This is a genomic window from Streptomyces sp. NPDC056486, assembly GCF_042795295.1.
Taxonomy (GTDB): domain Bacteria; phylum Actinomycetota; class Actinomycetes; order Streptomycetales; family Streptomycetaceae; genus Streptomyces.
In genome coordinates this window covers 1-9779 of the sequence record NZ_JBHTSF010000242.1, presented here as the reverse complement: position 1 = coordinate 9779, position 9779 = coordinate 1, and the positions used below count along the sequence as shown (strand labels likewise).

General features: G+C 69.6%; 10 protein-coding genes. 7 read left to right on the top strand and 3 right to left on the bottom strand.

Annotated features, from left to right (window positions below):
• Positions 1–186 precede the first annotated feature (186 nt).
• Entirely contained in the window at positions 187–783 is a 597-nt protein-coding gene (locus ACFQ7F_RS43470) for a GNAT family N-acetyltransferase (protein ID WP_383284453.1), read from the bottom strand.
• Between the two features lie 876 nt (positions 784–1659).
• Here ACFQ7F_RS43470 and panD point away from each other — a divergent pair.
• The 4 genes from panD to ACFQ7F_RS43450 all read left to right on the top strand — a co-directional run bounded on the left by panD (position 1660) and on the right by ACFQ7F_RS43450 (position 3550).
• Positions 1660–2100, top strand: a complete 441-nt coding sequence (gene panD, locus ACFQ7F_RS43465; RefSeq protein ID WP_383284450.1) for an aspartate 1-decarboxylase — start codon at positions 1660–1662, stop codon at positions 2098–2100.
• A complete protein-coding gene (locus tag ACFQ7F_RS43460; protein WP_383284447.1) occupies positions 2097–2747 on the top strand; it encodes an aspartate/glutamate racemase family protein in 651 nt (216 codons plus the stop codon). Before panD ends, ACFQ7F_RS43460 begins: the two co-directional genes overlap by 4 nt.
• A gap of 65 nt (positions 2748–2812) precedes the next feature.
• On the top strand, positions 2813–3259 hold the full coding sequence (locus tag ACFQ7F_RS43455; RefSeq protein ID WP_383284444.1) for a nitroreductase family deazaflavin-dependent oxidoreductase: 447 nt from the start codon (positions 2813–2815) through the stop codon (positions 3257–3259).
• A 96-nt stretch (positions 3260–3355) separates the two neighbouring features.
• A complete protein-coding gene (locus ACFQ7F_RS43450; protein WP_383284441.1) occupies positions 3356–3550 on the top strand; it encodes a hypothetical protein in 195 nt (64 codons plus the stop codon).
• Positions 3551–3575: 25 nt separating this feature from the next.
• On the opposite strand, the gene gndA is transcribed toward ACFQ7F_RS43450, so the two are convergent.
• Positions 3576–5018 (bottom strand): NADP-dependent phosphogluconate dehydrogenase, encoded by a 1443-nt coding sequence (gene gndA / locus ACFQ7F_RS43445; protein WP_383284438.1) that lies wholly within the window; start codon positions 5016–5018, stop codon positions 3576–3578.
• Positions 5019–5117: 99 nt separating this feature from the next.
• Here gndA and ACFQ7F_RS43440 point away from each other — a divergent pair, with 99 nt between their 5' ends.
• A complete protein-coding gene (locus tag ACFQ7F_RS43440; RefSeq protein ID WP_383284435.1) occupies positions 5118–6089 on the top strand; it encodes an acetylxylan esterase in 972 nt (323 codons plus the stop codon).
• Between the two features lie 143 nt (positions 6090–6232).
• Positions 6233–7426 (top strand): transglycosylase family protein, encoded by a 1194-nt coding sequence (locus ACFQ7F_RS43435; RefSeq protein ID WP_383284432.1) that lies wholly within the window; start codon positions 6233–6235, stop codon positions 7424–7426.
• Between the two features lie 99 nt (positions 7427–7525).
• Here ACFQ7F_RS43435 and ACFQ7F_RS43430 read toward each other — a convergent pair whose 3' ends face one another.
• Positions 7526–8530 carry a DMT family transporter gene (locus tag ACFQ7F_RS43430; RefSeq protein ID WP_383284429.1) on the bottom strand — a complete coding sequence of 335 codons (1005 nt, stop codon included), beginning with the start codon at positions 8528–8530 and terminating at the stop codon, positions 7526–7528.
• A gap of 423 nt (positions 8531–8953) precedes the next feature.
• On the opposite strand from ACFQ7F_RS43430, the gene ACFQ7F_RS43425 reads away from it, so the two are divergent.
• Entirely contained in the window at positions 8954–9691 is a 738-nt protein-coding gene (locus ACFQ7F_RS43425) for a class I SAM-dependent methyltransferase (RefSeq protein ID WP_383284426.1), read from the top strand.
• Positions 9692–9779 lie beyond the last annotated feature (88 nt).

Genomic DNA, 9779 nt, shown 5'->3' with positions numbered 1-9779 from the left:
CTGCCGTGGCCCCGCCGTTTGGTATGCCCCTCCCCCCCCCAGGGGGGCGGGGCGGGGGGGGGGGGCCGTTACGCGGGCCCGGCCCCGGCCCCGCCCCGGGGGGGCGGCTCCGTCCGCCGCCGCCGCTCGTCCTGTCGGGAGGCCGGGGGCCGGCCGTGGTGTGCGGCGCGTGGGTGGAGAACGCGGTCAGGCCGTCTTCGGGTACTGCTCGAAGCCGAAGCGCCTGTCGAACTCGGCCTGGCGGTCCTTGTCGAAGAAGCGCACCATCTTGACCATGGGGCCCCAGCGCTCGTCCAGGCTCATGCCCTCGATGCTGAATCCGTGCTTCAACTGGAAGATCATCGCGGTGCGGTTGCTCGGGTGGTGCTCCGACGTCACACGCTCGTATCCGAGCGCCTGCAGGTAGTCCAGCAGCTTGACGTAGCAGAGGGCGGCGATGCGCTGCGCCCGGTATTCGGGCAGCATTCCGCTCGTGCCCAGGTAGAAGGTATCGGGGTCCGCCATCCGTCCCTTCAGCCACCCCATCAGCTTTCCGTCGCCGTCCTCGATGAGGATCCGCTCCTGGTGGAGCGTCCGGTACTCGGCGACCAGTTCTCCCGACTTGGGGCGGTACGGGTAGGTGTCCCGATCGGGGAAGACGGAGGCGTAGATCTGTCCGACCGCCTCCCGGAACGTCGCTTCGTCGACGCACCGGCCGACTCCGCTGCCCGCGCCCGGAAGGTGCACGGGAAAGAAGCGGCAGCGTATGTCGTCGATGGTTTCGAGGGTGTCGGAAGAAGGCATGGAGTTCACCTGAGTCTGTTCTGTGTCATGTACGGGCAGCACTGTGAGCGCAACAGGCAGGGGGATGTGGGTAGCCGGACACACCGGACGAGGGAAACCGGGATTACCGGGTTCCCTCCGGCAAGGACGCCGACCGGGGAGGAGGGTTCCAACGGTCAACCGGCCGACGGCCCCGGGAGGGCATGCTCTCCCGGCCGTATCTCATCGCAAGGTAGTCAAGGATCTTCGCTGCGCATGTCTGTGGCGAGCGCCGCCGTGCGCGCCCCGCTTGCGTTGCTGCTGCGTCGACGTGTCGTCATGCGACTCGTCAACTCCCCACCTCTGGATGATGTCCCTTTCTGTTTTTCGCGTCACAAGATCAGATGATCGATGCGGGCGGAATGGTTCCCCGCTCGGCCGAACAGCACCGTTCCGTCACACCTGTTGGCTCAGAGGCAGGTTGGCTGTGGAGGTCTTGTGCGGGCTCCGGCTCTCGTTCCGTGGAGAGTGACGCTGCGAAGGCGAACCCGTGACGGTCGCATGGGGCCTTGACCCCTGATGTTGAACACACGAGACACTGGATCCTGAGGATCTGAGCACGGACATCTCGTGGTCACGAGAGCCTTTGAGGGCCGTCGCGCACGCCGATCGGGATCCATCGTGAGGAGCACCTCCAAGGAGGAACACCTCCAAGGAGGAACACCTCCAAGGATGTGCGGGTGATCCCGAGTGTTCTTCTCGATGCCTGATGGGTCATCAGGAAAGTCGGCATTCGGTCAGCATGAGCCCTGGGAAACTTAGGGAAAGCTGCCCGAGTACGCGACTCGTTGTAGGATGTAGAAACAGCCCTTGACCTGCAATAACGCGGGCAGGGAGCCTAGATTCAGGGGTACCTCAATGCTGCGTACCATGTTCAAGTCCAAGATCCACCGCGCCACGGTGACCCAGGCCGACCTGCACTACGTAGGCTCCGTCACCATCGACGCCGACCTTCTCGACGCCGCCGACCTGCTGCCGGGCGAGCTCGTGCACATCGTCGACATCACCAACGGCGCCCGCCTGGAGACGTACACCATCGAGGGCGAACGCGGCAGCGGCGTCATCGGTATCAACGGCGCGGCGGCGCACCTCGTGCACCCCGGCGACAGGGTGATCATCATCAGCTACGCCCAGGTCGACGACGCGGAGGCCCGCACGCTGCGGCCCAAGGTCGTGCACGTGGACGGCGAGGACAACCGCATCGTGGCCCTCGGCGACGACGCGGCCGCGCCGGTGCCGGGCGCCGACGACATGGCACGTAGCCCGCAGGCCGTGCACGACCTCCAGGAGATCCGATGACGCTCGCCCTGCTGCACACGTCGCCCGTGCACATCCCCGTCTTCGAGGGGTTGCGCGACCAGGACCATCCGGGGTTCGTCCTGCGGCACCTGGTCCACGAGGACCTGCTCGCGCGGGCCCGTGCCGAGGGTCCCGACGCGGTGGCCGACGATGTCCAGGAGCTCCTTGTGCGGACCGTCGCCGAGGGAGCGAGTGTCGTGCTCTGCACCTGCTCGACGATCGGCGCCGTCGCCGAGACCCGCGCCGCCGCCGTCGGTGTCCCCCTCGTGCGGGTCGACCGGCCCATGGCGGCCGCAGCCGTGGCCGCGGGGCGGGCCGTGGCCGTCGTCGCCACCCTGGAGAGCACCCTCGGCCCGACCCGCGCCCTCGTCGAGGATGAGGCGGCACGCGCGGGGCGGCCCGTCGACGTCACGACGGTCCTGGTGGACAGCGCCTGGGAGAAGTTCGAGGCCGGTGACCGGGAAGGCCACGCACGGCTGATCGCGGATGCCGTCGACGCCCTGGACGGCGTCGACTCCGTCGTCCTCGCCCAGGCGTCCATGGTGGAAGCGGCGGACCGCACCTCGCTCCCCGTGCCCGTCATCTCCAGCCCGCGCCCCGGACTGCGCGCGGCCGTTCTCCGGTGCGTCGCGGACGCCAAGTCGTAGGCTGATCGCGGGAGGTGAGTGACAGCTCACCTCCCGCGTAACCCTTCGACTTCACAGGAGCGGACATGGCGCAGCAGGACGAAGAAGCCGTGATCAGTCCCACCGGCTGGGTGGCCGACCAGGCCCGTCTGTACGAGGAGTCGGGCGGCACGAAGGGCACCGGGGTGCAGGGTGTCACCTGCCTGCTGCTCGACTACCGCGGTCGGCGCACGGGGCAGTTGCGCCGCACCGTACTGATCTACGGCCGCGACGGCGACGACTACCTCATCGTGGCCTCCAACGGCGGCGCCGACGAGCACCCCCTGTGGTACCGCAACCTCGTCGAGAACCCCGACGTACGGCTGCGCGTGGGCACCGAGGAGCGGTTCGCCGCCCGCGCCGAGACCCTGTCGGCCGAGGACAAGGCCAGGGTCTGGCCGGGCCTCGTCGAGCTGTTCGCGCCCTATGCGGACTACCAGGCCAAGACGGATCGGGACATCCCCGTCATGCGGCTCAGGCGTATCCAGGACTGAGATCGGACGGCGCGCGGACGCGTGGACTCGGCGGGCGTGGGCACGCGAGGCGGGAGAGAGTGGACACGACCGATCTCCGACGTCGATGGAGGAGACATGACCGTCCCGTACCCCGACCCCGTGCCGCCGAGCCCGATCCCCGACCCGGGCGGACCGAGCCCGGTGCCCGACCCCGAGCGCCCCACGCCAGGACCGGGCCCGAGCCCCGTGCCGCGGCCCACGCCGGGTCCGCCGCCCACCCCGCTCCCGCCGCCGGGACCGGAGCCCGAGACCGAGCCCAAGCCAGTCTGACGGCGGGCGGCGAGGCCGACTGCTTCTAGGCCTCCACCTCCGAGCGGTCCCCGCCCCACAGGGTGTGGAACGAACCCTCGCGGTCCGTACGCCGATAGGTGTGCGCCCCGAAGAAGTCCCGCTGCCCCTGCGTGAGCGCGGCCGGCAGGCGGTCGGCGCGCAGCGCGTCGTAGTACGCGAGGGCCGCCGAGAAGCCCGGCGTGGGGACACCCTGCTGGGTGGCCGCGACCAGGACGGCGCGCCAGTCGTCCTGGGCCGCGCCGATCTCCTGCGCGAACGTCTTGTCCGAGAGCAGGCTCGGCAGATCCGCACGCGTGTCGTACGCGGCGCGGATGCGGTCCAGGAAGGCTGCGCGGATGATGCAGCCGCCGCGCCAGATGGCGGCGACCGCGCCCAGGTCGATGTCCCAGCCGTACTCCTCGCTGCCAGCGGCGACCTCGTGGAAGCCCTGCGTGTACGACACGATCTTCGATGCGTACAGCGCCTGCTCGACCTGGTCGGCGAACGCCCCGGCCTCGGCCTCGCTCAGCCGACGTGCCGTCGGGCCCGCCAAGTCCCGTGAAGCCGCGCGCAGTTCGGAGTGGCCGGAGAGCGAGCGGGCGAACACCGCCTCCGCGATGCCCGACACCGGAACGCCCAGGTCGAGGGCGATCTGCACGGTCCAGCGACCGGTGCCCTTCTGCTCGGCCTGGTCCTGGACCACGTCCACGAACGGCTTGCCCGTCGCGGCGTCCACGTGCTTCAGGACCTCCGCCGTGATCTCGATCAGATACGAGTCGAGGCGACCGGTGTTCCAGGTGCGGAAGATGTCCGCGATCTGCGCGGGGGAGTAGCCCGCCACATCGCGAAGGAGCTGATACGCCTCGGCGATCAGCTGCATGTCCGCGTACTCGATGCCGTTGTGCACCATCTTCACGAAGTGCCCCGCGCCGTCCGGGCCGACGTGGGTGACGCACGGCGAGCCGTCCTTGGCCTTCGCCGAGATCTTCTCCAGCATCGGACCGAGCGAGGCGTACGACTCGGGGGAGCCGCCCGGCATGATGCTCGGGCCGAGCAGCGCGCCCTCCTCGCCGCCCGAGACGCCCGTGCCGACGAAGTGGATGTCCTGCTCGCGCAGTTCACGCTCACGGCGCCGGGTGTCCGCGAAGTGCGCGTTGCCGCCATCGATGATCATGTCGCCAGGCTCCATGAGCGGGGCGAACTCCTTGATGACGGCGTCCGTGGGCTCGCCCGCCTTCACCATGATGACGAGGCGGCGCGGGCGCTCGAGGGCCGCGACGAACTCCTTGGCGGTCTCGGTGGAGATGAAATCGCCCTCGTGGCCGAACTCCTCGACCAATGCCTTGGTCTTGGCCGCCGTGCGGTTGTGGAGAGCGACGGTGTAGCCGTTGCGTGCGAAGTTGCGGGCCAGATTGCGCCCCATGACCGCGAGGCCCGTGACACCGATCTGGGCTGACGTGCTGCTCATGCCGTGGCTCCTGGTAGTGGAAGTGCCGGTGGTGTTCGCCAGTATTGCCCCGCGGCGTAGCGTGACATTCCGACACTGTGTCCGACGGAGGAGCCGCCCGTGCCCCATTTCGACATGCCGCTCGACGAACTGCGCCGCTACCGGCCTGATGTGAACGAGCCCGAGGATTTCGACGCCTTCTGGGAGAAGACCCTTTCGGCGGCACGTGAGCACGACCTGGACGCGCGCTTCGAACCCGTCGACACGCACCTGAGCACGGTCGACGTGTTCGACGTGACGTTCGCGGGGTTCGGCGGTCACCCCGTCAAAGGTTGGCTGATATTGCCCGCCGGGACGACCGAGCCGCTGCCCGCCGTCGTCGAGTACATCGGATACGGCGGCGGCCGTGGTCTCCCGCACGAGCGTCTGCTGTGGTCGGCGGCGGGCTTCGCGCACTTCGTGATGGACACCCGGGGCCAGGGCAGCGGCGGTTCGGCGGGCGACACCCCCGACCCGGTCGGCAGCGGGCCCGCCTACCCCGGCTATATGACGCGCGGCATCGAGGACCCCCACGAGTACTACTACCGGCGCGTCTTCACGGACGGCGTCCGGGCCGTCGAGGCGGCCCGTTCACATCCGCTGGTGGACTCCTCGCGGGTCGCCGCGGTCGGCGGCAGCCAGGGCGGCGGGATCACGCTCGCCGTCGGCGGGCTCGTCCCCGACCTGGCGGCGATCGCGCCGGACGTGCCGTTCCTGTGCGACTTCCCGCGCGCCACGACCATCACGGACCGCCCGCCGTACCGCGAGATCGCGCTCTACATGAAGGCGAAGCGCGGCTGCGAGGAGCGCGTCTTTCGTACGCTCTCCTACTTCGACGGCGTGCACTTCGCCGCGCGGGGCACGGCGCCCGCGCTCTTCTCGACGGCTCTCGAGGACCTGACGTGCCCGCCGTCCACTGTGTTCGCGGCCCACAACTCCTATGCGGGCTCCGAGCGTTCGATGGAGGTGTACTCCTTCAACGATCATGAGGGCGGTGGCCCCTACCAGCAGAGTGTCCAACTCCGCTGGATCCCGGAGCACTTGAAGGGCTGACCGGCGCGGAGCTCTCTTGGTCACGCGCCCTTGTCATGGTTCGGTCGGACCGGCTAACTTGCCGCCTTGTCGTGTGTCTGACGTGACTGTTCTGACGTGACTGTTCTGACGTGACTGTGATGTGTGTGACTGAGGGGGCTCCCATGGCCGTACGCGGTCGGCACCGCCGGTATCAGCCGAACCGGATCAACCGTGCCTCGTTGACCGTCACGGCGGGCGGCGCGGGGATGGCGCTCCCCTTGATCGCCACGGGCACGGCGGACGCGGCCGACGCCGACACCTGGAACAAGGTCGCGGCCTGCGAGTCCACCAACAACTGGAGCATCAACACCGGAAACGGCTTTTTCGGCGGCCTCCAGTTCACGCAGTCCACCTGGGAGGCGTACGGCGATACCGCCTACGCCCCGCGCGCCGACCGCGCCACCAAGGACCAGCAGATAGCCGTCGCCGAGAAGGTCCTCAAGGCGCAGGGCCCCAGGGCCTGGCCGGTCTGCTCGGAGCGGGCGGGCCTGACGCGGGGCGGCGACGCGCCCGACGTCAAGCCGATGGGCGGCCACAAGGCGGAGCCCAAGGCCCCCCAGCGCAAGGCCAAGGACGTCAAGCCGGAAGTGACCCCGCAGTCCACCGCGGGCCGCGGGCAGTTGTACACGGTCGTCCGCGGCGACACGCTCTCCGGGATCGCCGAAGAGCGCCGGGTCAGCGGTGGCTGGCGGCAGTTGTACGACGCCAACCGCAAGGCGATCGGTGGCGACCCCGACCTGATCACGCCGGGCCAGCGGCTCGCGCTGCAGGCCTCGCAGAAGAAGGCAGACCAGCAGGAGTCCGCGCCCAAGCAGCGGACGGAGCCGAAGCAGCGGGCCGAGCAGAAGCCGAAGGCCGAGCCCAAGAAGGCGAAGGCAGAGCCGAGGAAAGCGAAGCCCGCCCAGGCCTCACAGGGCTTCTCCGCACCCGTGGCGGCCTCACCGAGCACCCCGTACCGCGCTGCGGGCGGATCCTGGTCCAAGGGCTACCACACGGGAGTCGACTTCCCCGTGGCCACCGGCACTTCGGTGAAGTCCGTCGCCGCGGGCACGGTGGTCTCGGCCGGCTGGGGCGGCTCGTACGGCTACGAAGTGGTGATCCGGCACGCCGACGGCAAGTACTCCCAGTACGGCCATCTCTCGGCGCTCACCGTGAAGGCCGGGCAGAAGGTGGGCGCGGGCCAGCGCATCGCGCGCTCGGGGTCCACCGGCAACAGCACAGGGCCGCATCTGCACTTCGAGGTGCGGACGGGGCCCGGATTCGGGTCCGACGTCGATCCGCTCGCGTACCTGCGGGCCGGCGGCGTCCGGGTCTGACGCGGACCGAGGCGGACTGACCGAGGCCTTAGAGAGCTCTTGAAAGACCGAAGCCCCTGGGATTTCCCAGGGGCTTCGGGCCGTGCGGGCCGGCTCGGCTCAGGAGCCGATGTGCTCGCGGCCGTGGCGGAACGGCACCCGTCGGTGCGACCCGGTCGGGAGCTGGGAAGGCACCGCCCGCAGTTCGTCGGCGCGCGGCTCGACGGGCACGGTGTCCGTCGCCACCGGACCGCCCTTGGCCACCGGTGCCGTCGGCGCCGGAGCACCCTGCGCCGCGCCGATCCGCTCCGTGGTCAGCAGGATCAGACCGCCCGCCGCGACGACGCCGAAGCCCAGGGCGACGGCCGTACCCGCCGTGCCGTAGCGGAACGATTCACCGAAGAGCGTGAGGCCCACCGCGGCCGCCACGACCGGATTCACGACCGTCACCGTCGACAGCGGCGCCGCCAGGCCCGCGCCCCGGTACGAGGCCTGCGAGATCAGCACACCGGCCGAGGCAAGGACGGCGATCACGGCGAGGCTCGGCACCTGATGCGTCAGGGGTACGTTCGCCTCCAGGTCCACCGCCACCGTCTTGGTGAACACCGAGGCGATACCGAAGGCGACGCCCGCCGCGCTCGCAAGGAGCACGCTGCGCACCACCGGATGCCGGTGCACCGCGTGCGCAAGGACGATGAGCGCCACCACGCCGCCCGCGGTCATGAGGCCCACCATGAGCCGCTCGGCGCTGTCGAGGGACTGCGCGTCGGCCGACTGCGTCAGCGAGAGCAGCCCGGCAAGACCTATGGTCGCCATGATCGCGCCGCGCCAGGCGGTGGCCCCCGCCTTGCGGCGGACGAAGAGCGCGGCCATCGGCAGGGCGAAGACTATGGTCAGGGCGCCAAGGGGCTGCACGAGGCTCAGCGGCCCGTACGCGAGCGCCACCACGTGAAGCAGCGCACCGAGGCCGTTCAGCGCGATGGCGACCCACCAGGCGCCGCGGCGCAGCGGGGCGTACCGCCGCTCCGGCGTGCTCACGGCGACGCGCTCCTGCAGAATGGCCCCGCCCGCGTAGGCCACGGCGGAGACGAGAGAGAGCAGCACGGCGAGCGTGAGGGCACTCATGAGGTGCTCCACGGCTTGCGTTGCGCCCCCTGGTGGGCCCGGGGCGTCCGGTGCGGCGAACGGTCGGCTTCCATACCCACTACGATCTCGCGGATTTCGCTCCACGTCGTCGTACCTCAGCAGGCATTGGGTCCTACTACCGATGGAGTACGACCCGGGAGATGTCCTCCCCCGGGTGGGTTACGTAATGATTCGTTGGATCATCCAGAATCTCGAAAATCCTTGCGTGAGGGACCCTCTGAACACCCTCATCCAGGCCACTGGGCGCGGTGTGGGCGCGCCTGCGCACCTCTTTCGGGGACCTGTCCTTCTACGTCGCTCCCAGCCCCTTCAGCGCCTGCCTACGGGCTTACGGTCATGGCACCTGACCTGGGATTTTGTAGTGCCCGACCATATTCTTGACCCCCGTGGAAAGGGGTCCGGATGAACCGGAACATACGCACCGTCGACGACGTCATGAAGCTCATGGACGGCCTGTTCGCGCCAGAAGCCGACCGCTGGACCGCTGACGCGGCAAGCTGGTGGGACGGTTTCTACACCGACCGCGAACGGCCTGTGCCGTTCTTCGTGGCGAAACCGGACGAGAACCTCGCCTCGTACGTCGACCGGGGTCTGCTCACGCCGGGCCGGGCCCTCGATCTGGGCTGCGGTCCCGGCCGCAACGCGCTGTATCTGGCCTCCCTGGGCTTCCAGGTGGACGCCGTAGACCTCTCCCCGGCGGCCGTCGCCTGGGCCGAGGAGCGGGCCCGCGAGGCCGGGGCGGACATCCGGTTCCACCGCGGTGACGCCTTCGCCCTCACGGAAGCCGAGCTGAGCGGCCCCTACGACCTGATCCACGACTCGGGCTGCTTCCACCACTTGCCGCCCCACCGCCGCGTCAGCTACCTCTCCCTGCTCGACCGCGCCCTCGCCCCCGGCGGCCACCTCGCCCTCACCAGCTTCGCCGCCGGAGACGCGGGCTCCGGTTCCGAACTGCCCGACGAGGACTTCTACCGCGCGTCCGGACTCCAGGGCGGCCTCGCCTACACGCCGGAGTCCCTGCGCTGGATCTTCCGTGACCTCACGGAGGTCGAACTGCGCCGCATGCGCGACGAACCGGCCGACTCCGCGTACTTCGGTGAGCCCTTCCTCTGGACGGCCCTGTTCCGCCGGGAGCCCTAGGCCGTGTCTTCAATGTAGTTGCGCGGGATGATGGGCATTGTGAGCCGACGCTATGAACTGACCGATGAGGAATGGGAGTTGTTACGTC